Source organism: Clostridium sp., assembly GCF_051654825.1.
In the GTDB taxonomy this organism is placed as follows: domain Bacteria; phylum Bacillota; class Clostridia; order Clostridiales; family Clostridiaceae; genus Clostridium.
The window spans coordinates 1-20,181 of record NZ_JBOFYU010000040.1 but is presented as its reverse complement, the minus strand read 5'-3'; the positions used below and the strand labels follow the sequence as shown (position 1 = coordinate 20,181).

19 protein-coding genes are annotated in these 20,181 nt (G+C 26.9%); 18 read left to right on the top strand and 1 reads right to left on the bottom strand.

The genetic code is table 11. The features are described from left to right. The first annotated feature begins 75 nt into the window (after window positions 1-75). The gene (locus ACRDBA_RS02445) at window positions 76-840 is read left to right on the top strand and encodes a DapH/DapD/GlmU-related protein (protein WP_438571353.1); all 765 of its coding nucleotides are present in this window, start codon (window positions 76-78) and stop codon (window positions 838-840) included. A 676-nt stretch (window positions 841-1,516) separates the two neighbouring features. Further along, window positions 1,517-1,906: a hypothetical protein gene (locus tag ACRDBA_RS02440; protein ID WP_438571352.1), complete on the top strand. Its 390-nt coding sequence runs from the start codon at window positions 1,517-1,519 to the stop codon at window positions 1,904-1,906. A gap of 62 nt (window positions 1,907-1,968) precedes the next feature. Here the strand turns inward: ACRDBA_RS02440 and ACRDBA_RS02435 are convergent, their stop codons facing one another. Next, window positions 1,969-2,118, bottom strand: coding sequence for a hypothetical protein (locus tag ACRDBA_RS02435; RefSeq protein ID WP_438571351.1), 150 nt, complete (start codon window positions 2,116-2,118; stop codon window positions 1,969-1,971). Between the two features lie 301 nt (window positions 2,119-2,419). On the opposite strand from ACRDBA_RS02435, the gene ACRDBA_RS02430 reads away from it, so the two are divergent. From ACRDBA_RS02430 to ACRDBA_RS02355, 16 genes are all read left to right on the top strand, one after another. Then, window positions 2,420-3,745 carry a nucleotide sugar dehydrogenase gene (locus ACRDBA_RS02430; protein ID WP_438571350.1) on the top strand — a complete coding sequence of 442 codons (1,326 nt, stop codon included), beginning with the start codon at window positions 2,420-2,422 and terminating at the stop codon, window positions 3,743-3,745. Window positions 3,746-3,747: 2 nt separating this feature from the next. Further along, window positions 3,748-4,719: an NAD-dependent epimerase/dehydratase family protein gene (locus ACRDBA_RS02425; RefSeq protein ID WP_438571349.1), complete on the top strand. Its 972-nt coding sequence runs from the start codon at window positions 3,748-3,750 to the stop codon at window positions 4,717-4,719. A 150-nt stretch (window positions 4,720-4,869) separates the two neighbouring features. Next, a complete protein-coding gene (locus tag ACRDBA_RS02420) occupies window positions 4,870-5,586 on the top strand; it encodes a LytR/AlgR family response regulator transcription factor (protein WP_438571348.1) in 717 nt (238 codons plus the stop codon). A 594-nt stretch (window positions 5,587-6,180) separates the two neighbouring features. Then, window positions 6,181-7,272, top strand: a complete 1,092-nt coding sequence (locus tag ACRDBA_RS02415) for an NAD-dependent epimerase (RefSeq protein WP_438571347.1) — start codon at window positions 6,181-6,183, stop codon at window positions 7,270-7,272. Between the two features lie 220 nt (window positions 7,273-7,492). After that, window positions 7,493-8,197: a YveK family protein gene (locus tag ACRDBA_RS02410; RefSeq protein WP_438571346.1), complete on the top strand. Its 705-nt coding sequence runs from the start codon at window positions 7,493-7,495 to the stop codon at window positions 8,195-8,197. Between the two features lies 1 nt (window position 8,198). Further along, the gene (locus ACRDBA_RS02405; RefSeq protein ID WP_438571345.1) at window positions 8,199-8,864 is read left to right on the top strand and encodes a CpsD/CapB family tyrosine-protein kinase; all 666 of its coding nucleotides are present in this window, start codon (window positions 8,199-8,201) and stop codon (window positions 8,862-8,864) included. Window positions 8,865-8,876: 12 nt separating this feature from the next. Beyond that, window positions 8,877-10,052 carry an O-antigen ligase family protein gene (locus tag ACRDBA_RS02400; RefSeq protein ID WP_438571344.1) on the top strand — a complete coding sequence of 392 codons (1,176 nt, stop codon included), beginning with the start codon at window positions 8,877-8,879 and terminating at the stop codon, window positions 10,050-10,052. 22 nt (window positions 10,053-10,074) lie between these two features. Continuing rightward, window positions 10,075-11,037: an acyltransferase family protein gene (locus tag ACRDBA_RS02395; RefSeq protein ID WP_438571343.1), complete on the top strand. Its 963-nt coding sequence runs from the start codon at window positions 10,075-10,077 to the stop codon at window positions 11,035-11,037. After that, a complete protein-coding gene (locus ACRDBA_RS02390; RefSeq protein ID WP_438571342.1) occupies window positions 11,037-13,076 on the top strand; it encodes a DapH/DapD/GlmU-related protein in 2,040 nt (679 codons plus the stop codon). The genes ACRDBA_RS02395 and ACRDBA_RS02390 overlap by 1 nt, the downstream gene beginning before the upstream one ends. Before the next feature lie 67 nt (window positions 13,077-13,143). Beyond that, entirely contained in the window at window positions 13,144-14,385 is a 1,242-nt protein-coding gene (locus tag ACRDBA_RS02385; RefSeq protein ID WP_438571341.1) for a glycosyltransferase, read from the top strand. A 12-nt stretch (window positions 14,386-14,397) separates the two neighbouring features. Then, window positions 14,398-15,483 carry a glycosyltransferase gene (locus tag ACRDBA_RS02380; RefSeq protein ID WP_438571340.1) on the top strand — a complete coding sequence of 362 codons (1,086 nt, stop codon included), beginning with the start codon at window positions 14,398-14,400 and terminating at the stop codon, window positions 15,481-15,483. A 147-nt stretch (window positions 15,484-15,630) separates the two neighbouring features. Beyond that, a complete protein-coding gene (locus ACRDBA_RS02375) occupies window positions 15,631-16,923 on the top strand; it encodes a sensor histidine kinase (RefSeq protein WP_438571339.1) in 1,293 nt (430 codons plus the stop codon). Window positions 16,924-16,952: 29 nt separating this feature from the next. After that, window positions 16,953-17,669: a LytR/AlgR family response regulator transcription factor gene (locus ACRDBA_RS02370; RefSeq protein WP_438571338.1), complete on the top strand. Its 717-nt coding sequence runs from the start codon at window positions 16,953-16,955 to the stop codon at window positions 17,667-17,669. 99 nt (window positions 17,670-17,768) lie between these two features. Continuing rightward, complete coding sequence (locus tag ACRDBA_RS02365; RefSeq protein WP_438571337.1) at window positions 17,769-18,002, top strand: Veg family protein; 234 nt, start codon at window positions 17,769-17,771, stop codon at window positions 18,000-18,002. Between the two features lie 130 nt (window positions 18,003-18,132). Then, a complete protein-coding gene (locus ACRDBA_RS02360; protein WP_438571336.1) occupies window positions 18,133-18,762 on the top strand; it encodes a sugar transferase in 630 nt (209 codons plus the stop codon). Between the two features lie 96 nt (window positions 18,763-18,858). Continuing rightward, window positions 18,859-20,172, top strand: a complete 1,314-nt coding sequence (locus ACRDBA_RS02355; RefSeq protein ID WP_438571335.1) for a UDP-glucose dehydrogenase family protein — start codon at window positions 18,859-18,861, stop codon at window positions 20,170-20,172. Window positions 20,173-20,181: the final 9 nt, after the last annotated feature.

The following is a 20,181-nucleotide window of genomic DNA, read 5'->3' as shown; positions in this document are numbered from 1 at the left end:
CTTAAGTCTATAGCTGAGGAAATAATAAAATCAGAGTATGGTCAGTATTTAATGAGTTTATAGGGAGGGGTATAAATGAAATATTCATTATGTGTTATTCAGACAGATAGTATAGACGAGACAGTAAAAATAGGTGAGTATTCTGTAATAAGAAGTGGTGTTAAAATAGGTAAAAATACAGATATAGGTCCAAATGTAGTGATAAATTCAGATGTTGAAATAGGTGAGAATGTAATAATACATCCAAACGTAGTTATAAATAGTGGTGTAAAAATAGAGGATGGAGTAGAAATATTCCCAGGTACTTATTTAGGAAAAGAGCCTAAGGGAGCAGGAGCACTTTCAAGAGTTCCAAGTTACAAAAAGGAAGTAGTTATAGGAAAAAATTGTTCTATAGGCCCTAATGCAGTAGTATTTTATGATGTTAAAATAGGAGAAAGTACATTACTTGGTGATGGAGCATCTATAAGAGAACAATGTATAATAGGTTCAAAATGTATGATAAGTAGATATGTAACTATAAATTACAATGCTAAGATAGGAAATAGGACAAAGGTACTGGATTACACGCATATAACAGGAAATTGTATTGTAGGAAATGATGTTTTTATAAGCATTAATGTTGGAATGACTAATGATAACAATATTGGAAAGGAAGGTTATTCAGAAGGTAAGATAATTGGTCCTATAATAGAAGATGGAGTAGCTATTGGTGCTGGAGCTATACTTTTACCAGCAGTAAGAATAGGTAAAAATGCAGTAGTTGGGGCTGGAGCAGTAGTAACTAAAAATGTTTATGATGGTACAAAAGTAATGGGGATTCCAGCAAAAGTAAGATAGCTTAGGGGGGAGAAGTTAAGCTTTAGTAGTCAATAGTGAGTGAATTATAGTTTTTTTAAGTGAATAAGTAAGAGAGAAAAGTAAAAAGGTTTATTTAGGGAGAGATAATAAATAAAGGTTGAAGATTTATGAATTGTGGATAAGTTAGTCAATATTCAGAAAATTAACAACATATCCACAAAGTTATTCACAATAGTGGGTTATTTTGTGGATAACGTTTACTTTAAGAAGAATACAGGCATTAGAGTGAAATTTGAGTTATTTTATGTTTATTAGTCTATTCTTCAATATGCGACAAAATACTAATATATTCATTTTATAGATAGTAAGTTTAAGAAAAAAATTTAATTTAATGCAGAAAATCAATTCTGAATAATTAAAAAATTAATAATATTAACAATATTCACAACTTATCCACAAAAAGTGCACAACTTTAAGCTTTTTGTGGATAAGTTTTTATTATATAGTCGTAACTTATATTAAAGAAGGTCATATTATATAGTAGTGAAGATTGAATAGTCTAGTTAAGAATGAGTACTGAAGAGTTTTTTAGAATTAGGTTTAATTACAATGATAACTTTATTAGAATTTCACTGATAGGAGTTACTTATATAGATTGTGTTTTAGAGATACTTTAGAAGAAGGAAAGAATACAAAATAATGGAGGTTTATTCAGTTGATTAGAAATGTAATAATACCAATTAATTTAAGTAAAAATAATATACTTGAAAGTTTTAGAGATAAAAATGAGATAAATTGCACTCTAGGAATATTTAAGGCAGAAATAGGCGATATTGTATATTTCTATGCAACTAGTCCTTTAAATAAAATAATTTTAAAAGCAGAAGTGCTAGATGTAGATAGAGAAGCAATAAAAATAAAGCGTGCAAAGGATATAAACACAAAGATTAGATTAATAAGTATACTACCAGAAGAAAAATCAGATAAATTAAACTTTAGTTTATTACTTAAACATGGTATAAACGGAATAATAAAAGGGCCTATATTATTAGAGAATAACCCTAAGCTTAGAGATTATTTAGATATGATAGAAAAAGAAGTGTAATGACTATAGATGTAGTAATTATCCACAAAGTTATTTAGATATAATTCTGTGGATAATTATATTTAATGATCTATAGTATCTTGTTTAGCGATAATTATTGAATCAATTGCTTGACTTAAAAGTAAAACTTCAAGTGTTAATCCATTATCTTCATAAAGGATACCCAAAATTTTTCTCAAGTCCTCTAAAACTTCATCAGTTATAGCAAACATAAAACCCTCCTTACATTCGTTTTAAAAATAAATCTTATCTATTCTGATATTTTAATAAAACTTATTTTCACAAAACTAAAATAATACATATTTACGCAAATAAATTATATTTTACGTATAATATGCTATTTTTTACGTATTTATTTAAATAAAAAAAATAAGAAATGTATAATTTTAATAAAAGTAAAGTAAATTATTAAACCTCAATAAATTTAATGATTATATGAAATGATTAAATAAAATAGAAAAATTAGATTAAGATTAGACAAACAATTAAACAAAGGATAGAGGGGGTTATGAAATGATATATGAAAAAATAAAGAATAAAGAAGCTAGCATGTCTGTAATAGGATTAGGATATGTAGGACTACCATTAGCAATAGAATTTGGGAAAAAAGTTAATGTAATAGGTTTTGATTTAAATAGAGAAAAAATAGAAAGATACAACATTGGAATAGATGATACTAAGGAAATAGGAAAAGATGAATTAAAAAAAACCTCTGTAGAGTTTACATGTGATGAAGAAAAATTGAAAGATAGTGTATTTCATATAGTAGCAGTACCAACACCAATAAATAAAAATAACGATCCAGATTTAGCTTGTGTTATTGGAGCAAGTAAGGTTGTAGGACGAAACTTAAAAAAGGGGGGAATTGTTGTTTATGAATCCACAGTATATCCAGGAGCAACAGAAGATATTTGTGTTCCAATATTAGAAGAAGAATCAGGATTGAAATGTGGACAAGATTTTTTTGTTGGTTATTCACCAGAAAGAATAAACCCAGGAGATAAAGAGCACAGGTTAGTAGACATAGTAAAAATAGTATCAGGTATGGATAAAAACACTATTGAGACTGTTGCAAATATTTATGGGTTAATAATAAGAGCTGGTGTACATAGAGCTAAAAGTATAAAAATTGCAGAGGCAGCCAAGATAATTGAAAACTCACAAAGAGATATAAATGTTGCTTTTATGAATGAACTATCAATAATATTTAATAAGTTAAATATAGATACAAATGAAGTATTAGAGGCTGCAAGAACAAAGTGGAATTTCCTTAACTTTTACCCAGGATTAGTTGGAGGACATTGCATTGGAGTAGATCCATATTATTTAACACATAAGGCTGAAGAAGTAGGATATAACTCACAAATAATATTATCAGGAAGAAAAATAAATGATCAAATGGGAAAATACATAGCAGAAAATACAATTAAAAAATTACTCAAGGCAAGGATAGATATAAATAAGGCCAAAGTTTGTATTTTAGGAATTACTTTTAAAGAAAATTGTCCTGATATAAGAAATACAAAGGTAATAGATATAATAAATGAGCTAAAGAGTTATGGAATAAATCCTATTGTAAGTGATAGCATTGCAAGTAAGTATGAAATAAAGGAAGAATATAATATTGATTCAGTAAATATAGAGGATATAAAAGAGATTGATGCACTAGTAATTGCAGTTCCACATAATGAATATAGGAAGCTATCATTAAAACAAATTGAAAATATGTTTAAAACAAAAGAGAAAGATAGAGAAGACGGACGAGTTATTATTGATATAAGAGGAATATTAAAAAAAGATATAGTAGAAGAAATAGGATATAGTTATTGGAGTTTGTAGATATGAAAGAATTAATAAAAAAAGAAAAGACTTTTTTAGTGACAGGGGGAGCAGGCTTCATAGGATCTAATATATGTGAAGAGCTTTTAAAAAGAGGATATAAGGTGAGATGCTTAGATAATTTTTCAAACGGTAGAAAAGAAAATATTGCACACCTTATGGAAGATGAGAATTTTGAACTTTTAATTGGAGATATTAGAGAGTACTCTATATGTGATAAAAGTTCTATAGGGGTAGATTATATTATTCATCAAGCAGCATTAGGATCAGTGCCAAGAAGTGTAAAAGAGCCACGTATATATGAAGAGGTAAATATAAAGGGGACATTAAATATATTTGATGCAGCTAGAAATAACAATGTTAAAAGAGTAGTATTTGCATCATCTTCATCAGTATATGGAGATAGCACTGTATTACCTAAAAGAGAAGGGGAAGAAGGAAGAGTGTTATCACCATATGCACTTACTAAGAAAGTTACAGAAGATTACGCTTCATTATATACAAGGTTATATGGATTAGAAACTGTAGCATTAAGATATTTCAATATATATGGAAGAAGACAAAAATCAAATGGATTTTATGTAGCAGTTATACCAAAGTTTATAAGCACCATTTTAAATGATGGACATCCTAAAATAGATGGAGATGGTATGCAATCAAGAGATTTTACATATATAGATGATGTTATAGAAGCAAATATTAAGGCTTGCTTTGCACCAAAGGAAGCAGCAGGAGAAGCATTTAATATTGCAGCAGGCGGGAGAGAAAGTATTATAGATGTTTGTAATAAAATAACTACTATATTAAATAAGGAAATTAGATATTATCATTCTGAAAGCAGAGTTGGAGATATTAGAGATTCAAATGCAGATGTATCTAAGGCAAAAAATATATTAGGATATGAGCCAAAATATAAGTTTGATGAAGGTTTAAAATTAACTATAGACTGGTACAAAAATGAGTTAAAAAATTAATACATATATTAAATTTGCACTTCATAATAGTGAAGTGCATTTTTATGTATTAAACACAAAAGCATAAGATAATGTAACTCTATAAATAATAAAAGGCATAAATTCAAACAATATATATATAATTTAGAAGAAGTAAGTAGGGTGATAAATATGTTTAAGATTGCAATTTGTGATGATGAAATAATACATCACAATTTATTGAAGGATTTTATAAATATGTGGGCTAATAAGTTTCAAAATGAAATAAAAATAAGCTGTTATCAGTCAGCAGAAGAGTTTTTATTTTATTGGAAGGAAGAAGAGGAATTTAATTTAATAATATTAGATATAGAAATGAGGCAAATGTCAGGAACAGAACTTGCAAGACATATAAGAAGTCGCGACAAAGATATAGATATAGTATTTTTCACAGCTCATAGTGAATTTGCATTTGAAGGATATGAAGTTAAGGCAATGAATTATTTATTAAAGCCTATAAATTATAAAAAGTTAGAAAAGGTAATAAATAAATCTTATGAAAAATACAAAAATTCTAAGAAAAGTGAAGAGTACTTAAGTGTAAAGATGAACAAGGAAGTTATTGAAATACCTTTAAGTGAAGTAAGATATTTTATTATGTTTTCACATTATTTAGATATAGTAACAGAAAAAGAAACAATAAAGTGGAAAAAGAGAATAAGTGATTTGGAAGAGGAAATAATTAATCCTAAATTTATTAGATGTCATAGATCATACATAGTTAATATGGAGTACGTAAAAATAGTTCAAAAAAATAAGATTATATTAGAAGATAATACTATTATTCCTATAAGTAATACTAGGTTAGATAAGGTAAAGGAATATATATTTAAAAATGATGGGTCTTAGTAATTTAAGAATAAAAAATAAGGTTTTAGGAACTTTTAAATAAATTTATTTAATTTAGATATAAAATTTAGCTAGAAATTAAATGAAGGGGGAGTGAAGAAAATAAAATCTTTATAAGATTAACTTAAATTAAACTATCAAGATATTTTATCTATTCTTAAAAGGTTGGGGAAAAAAGCCTAAAGAAAGATATCCAAAGCAAAGCTTAATATTTTACAAATTTAAATATTAAGATAAAAGCAAAAGCAATACAACATTAAAATCTTATAATAATAGCAGTAATTATAAGATAAATGAAAAAGGGAATTAAAAATAATCGGAAATATGTCAATAATAAGCTAATATGTAAGTAAAAAAAGCGTAAATCATCTTATAAAATACGTTAAAAATCCCTTATAAATAAAGAAAGTTCTTTTTTTATAATTATTTAAATAAAAAAATATAATTTACTAATTACAATTTTAAAACTTATAAAACTAAAGTACTAAAAAAAGAATCTCTTAAGAGGTTCTTTTCTTTTAAGTGAATAGTTTATTTAAGTGAATAGTGAAAAGTTGAGTAAAGCGTTTTATTGACGAAAGAGGAGAAATGTATATGAGAGAAAAGGCATATTTAAGTGAAGAAGTAAGAGTGAAGAGCGAGGAGGTTGTTTTTAGTGAAGAGGTAAGGGTGAGTAGTGGAACGATACTTATAACTGGAATAGCAGGATTTATAGGCTTTCATTTGGGGAAACTTTTAGCTGAGAAAGGATATGAAATAATAGGTATAGATAATTTAAATGATTATTATGATGTTAATTTAAAGAATTCTAGATTAGAAAATTTAAGTAAGTATGAAAATATTACTTTTTATAAAATAGATATAGAAGATAAGGAAAGTGTGGACAGGCTATTTGAAAAATATAAATTTGATTATGTAATAAATTTAGCCGCTCAAGCAGGGGTTAGATATTCTTTAATAAACCCATATGCATATATAGATTCAAATATAAGTGGATTTATGAATATATTAGAAGCATGTAGAAATAATCCCGTTAAGCACTTAATTTATGCATCATCAAGCTCTGTTTATGGAGGAAATCTAAAGGTGCCATTTTCAACTAATGACAATGTAGATCATCCAGTAAGTTTGTATGCGGCAACAAAAAAGACTAATGAATTAATGGCACATACATATAGCCATCTTTATAATGTTCCAACTACAGGATTAAGATTTTTCACAGTATATGGACCATGGGGAAGACCTGATATGGCGTATTTTTCATTTACTGAAAACATAATAAATGGAAAAGAAATAAAGGTATTTAATAATGGTAATATGGAAAGAGACTTTACATATATAGATGATATAACAGAAAGTATTTATAAATTAATTCCACTAGCTCCAAAGGCAAATGATAAGTGGACAGGAGAAGATGGAATAAGTACAAGTTTTGCACCATATAAAATATATAATATAGGAAATAGCAATCCAGTTAAATTAGAAAGCTTTATAAATGTAATAGAAGAAAACCTAGGAATAGAAGCAAAAAAAGTATATATGGAAATGCAAGATGGAGATGTAAAGAGAACATACGCAGATACATCAGACTTAGAAGAAAAGATAAACTTTAAACCAGAAATCAAAATAGAAGAAGGAATAAAAAACTTTGTAAAGTGGTACAGAAGGTATTATTTAAATAATTAAAATAAAAAAGAAAATCATTAAAAGGATAAAATTTCATAGAAATATGAGAGTTTATCCTTTTTTATTTTAGTTATTATTTAAAATTACTAGTTGTTTAACAACAAATATTAGTTGAAAATTATTAGTTTGAGTATAAAAAACTATCATTTACGTTCTTAAAGATTAATTTAGGAAAAAATAAATATAATTTAGAGTATAGATTAAGAAAAGGAGTGAACTAATGAAATCAGAAGACAAAGTTTTAGAGGCAAAAGAAGTTATTTATTATATGAAAAAAAGAATTGTAGAAATGGTTATAGCAATATTCTTAATCAACATTGTGGCTATTTCAGTAAATATATTTGCAATGAAAACACCAGTGTATAAGGTGGAGGCTACTATATTTGTAGGAAAGGATATGAATAACGAAAGTTTGGAGTATCAAAATACAGAGCTAGCAATGTATGAAAAGCTAGCAGAAACTTATGTATATATGTTTACAAGCAGAGATGTAGTAAATAAGGCTTTAGAAAGAGCTGGTATAAGTAAGTCAAATGAAGATGTAAGAAAAAATACAACTGTTAAGCCAAAGTCAAAAACACAAATTATAGAATTATCATATCTTACATCAAATAAAGAAGAAGGTGTAAATTATATAAATAGCTTATATGAGGTATCAGCAGAGGAAATATCACATATCATAAAAAATTCAAGTGTTTATATGATAGAGTCACCAATGGCAGGTGAAGAGCCTATTAATTCAAAAAGTAGAATTCCACTACCCTTAGCATTTATATTTTCATTATTTATAGCAGTTATAGTAGCTGTAGTTATAGAAAAAAGAAATGATTTCATAGATTCATCAAAGGAAATAGAGGATTTAATTAATAAGCCAGTAATTGCAGAAATACCAAATATTATTACAGTAAATAAGGAGGTTGAGTAGAATGAGTCCAAGCTCCACATATACAAAGGAAGAATTAAATAAGAGGGCAGTAGAAGAGGCATTTAGAAAATTAAGAAATAATTTTCAATATTCTATAGTAGGTTCTGATAAGGCAAAGGTAATAGTAATAACAAGCCCTGAAAAAGGTGATGGAAAATCTACAGTTTCATCTAACTTAGCTAAAACAATAGCTATGGGTGGAAAGAGGGTAATAATTATAGACTCAGATTTAAGAAGACCTACATTACATAAAAAAATAGGTATATCAAATGAGGCTGGTCTTGTAGATGTAATAGTTGGAGAAAAAAAAATAGTACAAGTAATAAGTGAAGTAGAAAAAAACTTATATGTAATTACAGCAGGAAAGTTTACAACTAATCCAGCAGAACTATTATTATCAAATAAAATGAGAAATATCATTGAAGGAATAAAGGAAAGCTTTGATTATATAATCTTAGACACTCCTCCTATAAATATAGTTTCAGATACAGGTACATTACTTTCTATGTCAGATGCGTCAATATTAGTTTGTAAATATAGAAAAACAAGAAAAAAAGAGCTAGAAAAGTCAGCAAAAGCAATAGAGGTTACAAGTAATAATTTAATAGGAGTTGTATTGAATTCAGTTAATGATAAGAAAGACAAGTCCTATTATGACTACTATTAGCAGGGGATGCCTATGGGGTATTTTATACAAGGAATAAGAATACCATTTTATGTAACAATGGTACTAGCCTTTTTAGGAAAGTTTATTTTCGAATTAAACATAATAATTGCAATATCAGCAATAGTATTAATAGGTGCAAACCTAGCTTTTTATAAAAAAGTAGAAGTAGATAAAGTAAGTTTAAGAGGAATAAAGTTTTGTATATGCGCATTAATTTTTTGGATAGCGTATATAGGAATTGGAAATGAAATAAATAGTTTTATATTAGTAGAAAACAGGTTACTTTACTTTCAATATGGTGTAATAAGTATTTTAAATATGGTGGTATTACTTTTATATGGTATTTATGATAAAGGCTTAAAAAAGCAAATGACTATTATAGTCTTTTTAGTAATATCATTTTTAATATTTATAGTAGGAATAGAATTAATTTCAGAATTTAAATTAGATAGTAGCAGACTACCAAGAATAAAGGGATTTGATAAAAATCCAAACCTTACAGGATTAAAGCTAAATATATTGTTATTTACATTATATTCATTAGTTAAAAATAATAGGAAATATAAAATAATATTTTTAATAACAGATGTATTAGTAGGAGCATCAATAATATTTACTATGTCTAGAGGTAGTCTTATTATATTTACAATTATACAAGGGATAATTTTTTATGAGATTTCAAAGAAGAGCAAGAAAGATATTTTATTAGTTTTATTAATACTTTCAATAGGGTTTATAGTGTCATTTATGTTTATAGATAACTTTAATCTAAGATTTGAAAGATTAAGTCTAGGGGGCTGGGGAAATAGAGATTATTCAAATGGTAGAATGAATCTTCTTTTAAGTGGGATAAATATATTTATGAGAAATCCTCTATTTGGAGTAGGACTTGGAAATTCCCCTTATTATGGTGTTTTATATGGAATATCGGAACAAGCATTAATGCCACATAATACAATAGTTTACATAATGGCAGAAACAGGGATAATTCCAATATCTATATTACTTATATCAATAATAAACTTATTTAGAAAAACAATAAGAGAAAAAAACAATGATATAGGAAAGCTAATATTTATATTATTTGTAGCTGGCTTTTTTAATCATAATCTTCACTTATTCCCAACAGTTTATATTAGTTTATTTACATTATTAATTTTTAACGAAAGGGAAGATGAGATAGTTTAACTATTTTAGGAGGGCAGAATTTATGAGAGACAGTAGAATAGAAAAACTAAGGGTATTTTCAATGGTATTAATATTACTAGCCCACTACATAAGAAATTTTGAAAGCATATCATTTATAAGTCAAATTTTAGTAGTGGGGGTATATATATTTATAATAATTTCAGCTTATTTAAATAGCAGGATAGACATAAAGGATAATTTAAAATGGATAAAGGGGAGATTTATTTCATTGATGATTCCATACTATATATTCTTAGTAATATATTTTACTATATCGGCAATAAATAATTTAGAGCTTTCATTTAAAAAAATAAGCATTTACTTTTTAAATCTACAAGGGTTTACAAATAGAATTGAGGGAACAGGTCACCTTTGGTTTTTAACAGTAATATTTATATGTTATTTAGTTACATTGATATTAGATAAGAAAAAAGAGTTTTTAAATGATAACCTAATGGGGATAATAGGAATTTTAGCAGTGGTTCAAACAGTAATTTCACTTCAAGATAAGATTCTTGGAGAATATGCATTTTATGTATTTCTTTATATAGCAATATACAGTATATCGATAGAGAAAATAGGAAAACTACAAAGGTTAAAAGTTAGAAATATATTATTTATATCTTGGTTATGCATCTTATTAAGATTAGCAGGGAAAGTATTTTTAGATAATACAATTATTTACGAAAGAATAATAGTCTTTTATACAAGTGCTGGATTAGGTTTAGGAATTTTCTCTATATTTACAAATAAAAATTTAAGGATTTTTAGAAAAGAATCTAAAGTAATTACCTTTTTAGATAATATATCTTATCCAGTTTATTTAACTCATTATATATTTTTAAATGGAGTATTTAATGTAATAGGTATTGTTAAATCAAACTTATTAAGTGTAAGTATTGGACTAGCCTTGATATTAACTCTTTCAATACTAATAAATAATATAAGTAAAAACATATTGTCATTAAGGTGGTGTAATAGATAGTGAAGCAGGTAAAGTCAGGGATAATACTATCATATTTAAACTTAATGGCAGCAAATATAATAACATTAATATTAACTCCAGTTATGCTAAGTAAAATAGGGGAAAGCCACTATGGTGCCTTGAACTTTGCAACAGCAATAATAAATTACATATTAATATTTGAAGTGGGTATAGGAACTACAGCAATAAAATATTTTACAAAGCTTAGAATTCAAAATAAAAGAAGAGAGCTAGAAAGAGTAACAGGAGTATTTTTCTTAATAAATTGTATTGTAGCAATAATTATATTAATAGTAGGTGCTACAACAGTTTTTACATTAGATACAGGAATAGTACAAGGCTTTAATTTAGAGGAAATTAATGTATTAAAAAATATATTAGTATTTCTATTTATAGGAAATGCAATAATGCTTCCATTATCAATATTTGAGTACTTACTATTTTCATATGAGGAATTTATAGCCTTTAAGGTTTCAAATTTACTTCGTACAGCAATAGTTCCACTAGTAACATTAGTGCTTGTAGCTCTAGATTTAACAAATAGTGTAATATCAATAACTTTAATTAATATGGTACTTATAAATGTAGTTAGAATAGGAAGCCTTATATATTGTGTAAGGGTAAAAAAACATAAGATAAGATTTGGAAGAGTAAAGGATGGAGTAATAAGGGATATTGTAATTCATGTATCCTTTGTATTTTTAGGAATGGCAGCAGATAAAATCCTATGGAATACAGATCAAATAATAGTAGGAGTAAAATTCGCAAGTAGTTATGTAGTTCTTTATTCTTTAGCAATAAATATTTCGAAGATGTTTATAAATTTAAATGGAATAATAGGAGAGTTTAACACAGCTCATTTAACAAGGGTAGTAGTAGAGAAGAATAAGAAGAAACTTTCTAATAGCTTTATTAAGCTTAGTAGAATATATTTTATAATTTCTACTTATGTATATTTTGGATTTGTAGTGGCAGGAAAAACCTTTGTAGATATATGGGTAGGAAGAGGCTATACAGAGGTCTATTATATAGCATTAATAATAATAACAGGAATGTATATAAGTGCATCAGATAATGTGGGAAGTAAGATTTTAAAATTAAAGGGAACACATAAGTTCCAAGCTTATGTAAAGTTTACCTTAGCAGTAATAAATATTCCTACAACTATATTTTTAATAAATAAGGTTGGCTTATTAGGGGGGGCATTATCTACATTATTTATATACTCAATTCCATTAAACATAATAATGAATATTTACTATAAAAAATATGTTTCATTAGATGTAATTAGATTATTTAAAGAATTACTAAGAATATTTACTCCTACAGTATTAATAGCAATATTTATTAACCTTACAATAAATAAGCTAGAGGTTTTAAATATTATAAAAATATCATTAGTAATAATAGTATTTACAATACTTTATGGAATAAACATTTACCTTTTTGTACTTAAAAGAGAAGAAAGAGAGGGTGCACATAAGCATTTAAGACTAAAGGGGGAAAAACCAATGAAGAAGAAAAACAAGATAAGATATATAGCAAAAGTAAGGAGATGGCTTGCATTAAAAAAGATGAACTTTGCAATAATAGTTTGCAGGAAGAAAGGGACAAGAATTGGAGAGGGATGTAGATTAACAGGAGTTCCTAATCTAGGAAGTGAGCCATACTTAATAAGGATTGGAAATAATGTAACACTAACTCATGGAGTAAAGTTCTTAACTCATGATGCAGGAATAAGATTATTTTCAAATGAAAAAGAGTTTTCTAATATAAATAAGTTTGGAAAGATAGAGATAAAGGACAATTGTATGATAGGTGCAAATACAATAATACTTCCAAGTGTAACAATAGGTCCCAATTCTATAGTTGGTGCAGGATCAGTAGTATCTAAGGATGTTATGCCAAATTCAGTTTATGCAGGAAACCCAGCAAGGTTTATATGCTCATTAGAGGAGTACAAGGAAAAATGTAAGAAAAAATCATTAAATTTAAAAAAGATAAATGAGGAAACCTTAGTGAAGCACTTTTTTGAGTGAAGAGTTTACTTAAGTGAATATTGAAGAGAGTAAAGAGTTACGAGTTTTTATGGATGGGGTGATTAATGTGATAAAAGTTATAGATATTTCTTCAACTGATAGGGGAGCATATAGGTTATTGAAAAATAGGGTAAAGGATATAGATGCTTTTGATGGATTTAGCAATTCTATAATATGCCCAGATGGTGAGTGGAGAAAAAGGATAGAGGAAGATGGGGTAAGAACAATTCCTTATAGCTTTACAAGGGGATTAAATGTTTTAAATATAATAAATGAAACAAAGAGTTTAGTAGATATATTAAAGGCTGAAAAACCAGATATCATACATATACATAATTCAAAAAGTGGTGCAATAGGTAGAATCGCAGGAGTATTGTATAACTTTAATAATAAGAAGAAAGTTAAGATAATACATCAAGTTCATGGATATCATTTTACAGTATGTACTGGGTTTAAACGACATGTTTATATATTAGTAGAAAGATGGTTAGCAGCCTTTACAGATATATTATTATTTCAAAATATGTACGAATATAATTTAGCTCAAAAATATAGTATGGATGAAATGGCAAGGTTAGAATACATAGGAAATGGAATAGATTTAAATGAAATAAAAAATGCAGTAGGAGACTTGAGAGGGGAAGAGATAGAAAGTACTACTGAATATTTTAGTATGCAAAGTAGTAATAAAAATTTAAAAGATAGTTTTATTAATGAAAGGTTAAGAGATAGATTTAAGAGTAAAAAGGAAGAAGAAGTATTATTAGTTTGTGTTGCTAGGATAGAAGCAGTAAAAAATCATATGATGTTAATGAGAGGAATAAAGCAATTAAGGGACAAGCATTATGTAAGAAATATAAAGCTTGTATGTATAGGTGAAGGTGAGGAGTCAGAACTTAATAAGCTTAAGATTTATATAAAAGAAAATGGATTAGAGGAAAATATAGAGCTTATTGGTATATGCAAAAAGGAAGAGGTATTAGCTCTAGTTAAAAAAGCTAAGGTTATGGTGCTTACCTCTAAAAAAGAAGGAAAGCCAAGAGCTATTATGGAGGCTATGGCATTAGGGGTACCTTGTGTGGGAACTAATGTAGTTGGAACTAATGAAACTATTCAAGATAATAAAACTGGATTTTTAGTAGAGCTAGATAATTATAAGGAATTAGCAGAAAAGATAAATGAGTTATTAAAAAATCAGGACTTATATAATAGATTTTCTAGAGAGTCAGAGATATTTGCAAATAATGAATTTAATGAAGAAAAAATAATAGCCCAAATAGCGAAAATATATAAGTCAGTCTCAATATAGGGGGTGTTTGGGATGAAAAGCATAATGATATTTATAACAGGATTAAAGGTTGGTGGAGCTGAAAGTCAAGTTTATAGAATTTGTAAAGAGCTTGATAGGAATAAGGTTCAAATAACTGTAGTTTCTTTAACTAGTGGGGGAGCTATTGGGGAAAAGCTAAAGGAATGTAGTGTTGATTTAGTTTATTTAAATCTAAAGGATCATAAGCTAAGGGGATTAAGAAAGGCATATAGATTAGTTAATGAGGAAAAGCCTGATGTAGTTGTAGGATTTTTATTTCATGCAATTATTTTAAGTAGAATAGTAGGTTATTTAAATAAAACACCGAGGATAATTTCCTCTATAAGAAGTATAAATACAGGTGGATTTATAAAGGAAACCTTATTACGATTAACAGATTTTATGACTTATAAAACAGTAGTAAATAGTGAGGCAAGCTATAAGAAAGTATTAAAGAAAAAAATAGTACGAGAAAAAAGTTTAATGGCTATAAATAATATTATAGATACTAATGAGTTTTCGTTTAATGAGAAAAATAGATTAAAGTGGAGAATTGAATTTGGAATTAATGATGAGACATTTTTATGGATGGCTGTGGGAAGGTTAGTTCCAGAAAAGGATTATATAACTATGATAAAAGCCTTTAAAAATTATCTTCAATCTAATAGTAATTCAAAGTTGCTAATCATTGGGGATGGTGAAATGAAGGAGGAATTAGAAGTTTTAATAAAAAGAAAAAAACTAGAGGATAATGTAAGGTTATTAGGAAGAAGATCAGATGTAAGCCAGGTTTTATCAGCAAGTGATGGAGTTATTTTGACATCAAAGTGGGAAGGTATTCCAAATACAATAATAGAAGCTATGTGTATGGATAGAATAGTAGTAGCAACAGATGTAGGAGGAGTATCAGAAGTAGTAAGAGACAATGAGACAGGATTTTTAGTAGAAAAGGGAAAGATAGAAAGTATTGTTTTAGGAATGAAAAAGGCATCATCAGTGAACAGAGTAAATTCAAGAGAAATAATTAATAAAGAATACGACTCAAAAGTTGTAATAAAAAAATGGGAAAAAATTTTTAGTGAAGAGCGGAGAGTATAAAACAAAAGAGTAAAATAAATAAATTAGGAGAAAATAATATTTAATAGCTAGAAATTGTAATTTTATATGGAGTTAAAACTTCGCATAAAGTTAATTAATCTGTTCATATAAAAAATGGGTGTGAATTTAAATTCTAGAGGGAAAATTATGGATATAAAAATTTTTATTTTAGATGTTGTTAGTATTATTTTAGATATATATTTTACTTTTACATTCTGTAATAGAATGGAAAAGAAAAAGAAAATAGATAAAAAATTAAATTACATTTATTACGTATTTACTTTTTTAGTTATTGCAACAATAACTTGGCTTAGGGTTTCTATATTTTATCAAGCTATAGTTATAATTTCCTTGGTTTATATTTATATGCACTTCTTTAGAAAGGGAAGTAACATGTTAAGCTTATTTTCTGCAATATTAGTAAATAATGTTATAGCATCAATAACTATTTGGAGTCTTGTTTTAGTTGATAGCTTAAAAATAATTACATTAAATGATTTTATTAGTGGACCAACAGAAGCTATGTTTTTATTTATTTTAGATACGATAATAAAGTTTTTAATTTTAGGTAGAGTTTATAGTGTGAAAAGAGATTTCTTAAATATTCCTAATAATATATTAGTTACATTAACAATGTTATGTTGTACAAGTCTTTTTATGGAACTTTTAAATTTCGGGATATATAAGCACGCCAGTGAAAATCTATCAATAGCATTTGTATATACTATTTTAGATTTAGTAATAAATATAATTACTCTTAGTATGTACTTTGTTTATTTAAATGAATATGGTGAAAAAATAGATATAAAAAACAAGTTAGAATTAACAAATACAGTTAATTCTTATAATGTTGGAACAAAGGAAGCTTACAAGGAAATGAGCAAAATAAGGCATGATTATAACAACCATATCCAAGTTATCTATGCTTTATACAAAATGAATAAATTAGATGAAGTAAATAATTATATAAATGTAGTTAGCAGTAAGATAGATGAAATCATAGAAAGGGTTTATACAACTAATGAAACATTAGATGCCGTTATATTTAATAAGGTTTCAATATGTAAAATAAATGGAATAGATATAGAGATAAAGACTTGTAAAATAGAAGATATATTTATAAGTGATTATGATATTTGTACATTATTTGGTAACCTATTAGATAATGCAATAGAAGCAAGCTTAGATTTAGATCAAAATGATAGAGAAATATTATTAAGTATAGATAAATTAAAGGGATGTTTAGTTATAAAGGTATGTAATAATACAAAAATTAATCAAAAGTATGAAAAGAACAAATTAATTTCAATAAAAAAAGAAAAGGGCCATGGTATAGGTATTCCACAAATTGAAGCAGTAGTAGAAAAATATTCAGGAGAAATATTTACTACAATAGAAAACAATAAATTTGTAACAGACATAGTTTTATTAAATCAATAAAAATTATATAGAACTTAAGGAGATTTATTATGGTTTATAAAATTGCAGTTTGTGATGACAACAAGATCTATCATAAGTATATAGAAAAATGTATATCAACATGGGAAGTCAAAAAAGGTATAAGTGTAAAAGTAGTAAATTATTATTCAGCAGAAGAATTTATAAATGAATGGGAAAAAAATAAGGATATAAATTTAGCTATTTTAGATATAGAAATGGAAGAAATAACTGGGTTAGAGCTATCAAAGTATATAAGAAAAAAAGATGATGAAATAAGTATAATATTTTTAACAGGATATAGTGAGTATGTTTTAGAAGGATATGATGTAAGTGCTTTAAATTATTTATTAAAGCCTACTACAGAAGAAAAGATAATAGAAACAATAGAGAAGGCTTATGACGAGTGGGCAAATGAAAATAATGAAGAAGAATTTTTAATGGTTAAGTCAGGAAAAGAAGTAGTAAAGGTAAAGCTAGATAATATAAAGTACTTTATTATGTTTTCTCATTACTTAGATATAGTAACCACAAATGGAACTATAAAGTGGAAAAAGAAAATTGGTGATTTAGAAAAACAAATGGAAGAAAAGGGATTTGTAAGATGTCATCGTTCTTATGTAGTTAACACTAGATATATAAAAGAATTAAAAAAAGATGAGGTTGTATTGTTAGACAATACAACTATTCCAATAAGTATAAGCAGATTAAATAATGTACGTAATGTACTATTGACATTAACAGTTTAATTATTAATTAAATTTAGAGAAATTGACATAAGCTATATAGTTATTTTTGGAGGCTATATAGTTTTTTTTGTACTCAAAATAAGGGGAAGAGGTGGAGTAATGTTTACATTAAGAGATATAGTTAGCTTAAAAAACAATCTAAAAAGCAATGTAGGGAATAAGATAGTAATTACTATTAGAGGTGGAAAAGAAAAAGTTATAAAGGAATATAAAATAGAAGAAATAAATAATAATTTTGTCTTGTTAACAAGCGGTGATAATAATTGCAGAATCAGAGAATGTTTTAGCTACAATAATTTAATAATTAAAGAGTTTTATATAGTAAAAGGGTAAAAATAAAATTCATGCACAAAAAGATGTATTTTAGGAATTGTTTCAAAAAATTAATTGTTTAAATAGTAAAATTTAATTACAAAGTCAATAAAATTTTAAGGGAGTAGATAGCTTTAAGAGGGTGATGACAATGGAAGGATACAATTATTTCTTTAAGGAAAATGAAGAAAAAAAAATAAACTTCTGGACAAGCTATGGGAAAAGAATATTTGATGTTGTATTTAGCTTAATTTTAATTTTAGTTACATTTCCAATATTAGTGGTAGTATTGATACTGGTTTATCTACAAGATATGAAAAACCCAATCTACAAGCAAAAAAGAGTTGGAAAATATAATAAGGAATTTGAAATGTACAAAGTAAGATCTATGGTAATAGGTGCTGAAGAAAATGGAGCTCAATGGGCATTAAAAAATGATAATAGAATAACAAAAGTAGGAAAGATTATTAGATTGACGAGAATAGATGAATTACCACAAGCAATAAATGTTTTAAAAGGAGACATGAGCTTAATAGGACCAAGACCAGAAAGAGAAGTTTTTTATAAGAAATTTGAAAAAGATATTCCTATGTTTAGGGATAGATTAAAGGTGAAACCTGGAATAACAGGTTATGCACAAGTTAATGGTGGCTATGATTTAAATCCAGAAGAAAAGCTTAAATTAGATTTAGCTTATATAGAAAAAGTATCTATAAAAGAGGATTTTAAAATAGTCTTTAAAACAATAGAAGTAATAGTAAATGGAAATGGAGCAAGATAAACGTACATCTATTGATTTATAAATATAGATGTTTTCCATATAGGAAATTAGGATTAAATGCTAGAGGGAATTTTACTTTTAGTGGAGGAATAACAAATGAAGATAGTAGTAGTTGGGACAGGCTATGTAGGATTAGTAACAGGAACATGCTTATCTGAAGTAGGTCACAAAGTAATATGCGTAGATATAGATAAAGAAAAAGTAGAAAAAATGAAAAAAGGAATTTCACCAATATATGAGCCAGGATTGGAAAAGCTATTACAAAAAAACTTAGAGGAGAAAAGGTTAGTTTTTACTTCAAATTACAAAAATGCATATAAGGATGCTGATGTGATTTTTATAGGAGTTGGAACACCTGAAAGGGAGGATGGTTCTGCAAACTTAGATTATATTTTTTCAGTATGTAAAGATATAGCTGAAAATGCAGAAAAAGACTGCCTAGTAGTAGTCAAATCAACAGTTCCAATAGGAACAAATGAAAGAGTGGAAGAATATTTAATCCAAAAAAAGAAAAGAAATATAGAAATAGAAGTTGCTTCAAATCCAGAATTTTTATCTCAGGGGACAGCCGTAAAGGATACACTTGAAGCAAGTAGAATAGTAATAGGTGTAAAATCAGAAAAGGCAAAAAACGTATTAAAGGAAATATATAACCCATTTAATAAACCTATGGTGATTACAAATAGAGAATCAGCAGAAATGATAAAATATGCTTCAAATGATTTTTTAGCATTAAAGATATCATTTATTAATGAAATAGCAAATCTATGTGAAGTAGTAGGAGCTGATATACAAGCAGTAACAAAGGGAATGAGTTATGATTCACGAATAGGAGAAAAATTCTTAAATTCAGGATTAGGCTATGGAGGATCATGCTTTCCTAAGGATACAAAAGCCTTACATTGGTTAGCAAATGAGCATGGATATGAAATAAAAACTATAAAGGCAACTATAGAAGTAAATGAAAATCAAAAATATAAGTTGTTTAGAAAAGCAAAAATAAGATTTGGTTCTTTAAAAGGAAAAAAAATAGCTGTTTTAGGATTAACTTTTAAAGCAGGAACAGATGACTTAAGAGAGGCACCATCAATAGTAAATGTAAGAAGATTACTAGAAGAGGGAGCAGAGATTACAGTTTATGATCCTGTGGGAATAGAAAATTTTAAAAAGTTATTTAAGGATGAAATTAAGTACACAACTAGTCCTTATGATGCATTAAGAGGCGCAGAGGCAGCATTTATTTTCACAGAGTGGAATGAAATTAAGGACATAAAAATAGATGATTATATAAGTTTAATGGAAATGCCGATAATATTTGATGGACGAAATTGCTATAATTTAGAGCAGTTTGAAAACAAAAAAATAGAGTATCACTCTATTGGAAGAGCAATTATCAAAAACTTTTTATAGATGGTTGTC

Excerpts from the sequence above, each read along its gene's own strand:
- ACRDBA_RS02445 (WP_438571353.1), top strand. The coding sequence starts at position 76 with ATGAAATATTCATTATGTGTTATTCAGACAGATAGTATAGACGAGACA.
- ACRDBA_RS02435 (WP_438571351.1), bottom strand. The coding sequence starts at position 2,118 with ATGTTTGCTATAACTGATGAAGTTTTAGAGGACTTGAGAAAAATTTTG.
- ACRDBA_RS02430 (WP_438571350.1), top strand. The coding sequence starts at position 2,420 with ATGATATATGAAAAAATAAAGAATAAAGAAGCTAGCATGTCTGTAATA.
- ACRDBA_RS02425 (WP_438571349.1), top strand. The coding sequence starts at position 3,748 with ATGAAAGAATTAATAAAAAAAGAAAAGACTTTTTTAGTGACAGGGGGA.
- ACRDBA_RS02420 (WP_438571348.1), top strand. The coding sequence starts at position 4,870 with ATGTTTAAGATTGCAATTTGTGATGATGAAATAATACATCACAATTTA.
- ACRDBA_RS02415 (WP_438571347.1), top strand. The coding sequence starts at position 6,181 with ATGAGAGAAAAGGCATATTTAAGTGAAGAAGTAAGAGTGAAGAGCGAG.
- ACRDBA_RS02410 (WP_438571346.1), top strand. The coding sequence starts at position 7,493 with ATGAAATCAGAAGACAAAGTTTTAGAGGCAAAAGAAGTTATTTATTAT.
- ACRDBA_RS02405 (WP_438571345.1), top strand. The coding sequence starts at position 8,199 with ATGAGTCCAAGCTCCACATATACAAAGGAAGAATTAAATAAGAGGGCA.
- ACRDBA_RS02400 (WP_438571344.1), top strand. The coding sequence starts at position 8,877 with ATGGGGTATTTTATACAAGGAATAAGAATACCATTTTATGTAACAATG.
- ACRDBA_RS02395 (WP_438571343.1), top strand. The coding sequence starts at position 10,075 with ATGAGAGACAGTAGAATAGAAAAACTAAGGGTATTTTCAATGGTATTA.
- ACRDBA_RS02380 (WP_438571340.1), top strand. The coding sequence starts at position 14,398 with ATGAAAAGCATAATGATATTTATAACAGGATTAAAGGTTGGTGGAGCT.
- ACRDBA_RS02375 (WP_438571339.1), top strand. The coding sequence starts at position 15,631 with ATGGATATAAAAATTTTTATTTTAGATGTTGTTAGTATTATTTTAGAT.
- ACRDBA_RS02370 (WP_438571338.1), top strand. The coding sequence starts at position 16,953 with ATGGTTTATAAAATTGCAGTTTGTGATGACAACAAGATCTATCATAAG.
- ACRDBA_RS02365 (WP_438571337.1), top strand. The coding sequence starts at position 17,769 with ATGTTTACATTAAGAGATATAGTTAGCTTAAAAAACAATCTAAAAAGC.
- ACRDBA_RS02360 (WP_438571336.1), top strand. The coding sequence starts at position 18,133 with ATGGAAGGATACAATTATTTCTTTAAGGAAAATGAAGAAAAAAAAATA.
- ACRDBA_RS02355 (WP_438571335.1), top strand. The coding sequence starts at position 18,859 with ATGAAGATAGTAGTAGTTGGGACAGGCTATGTAGGATTAGTAACAGGA.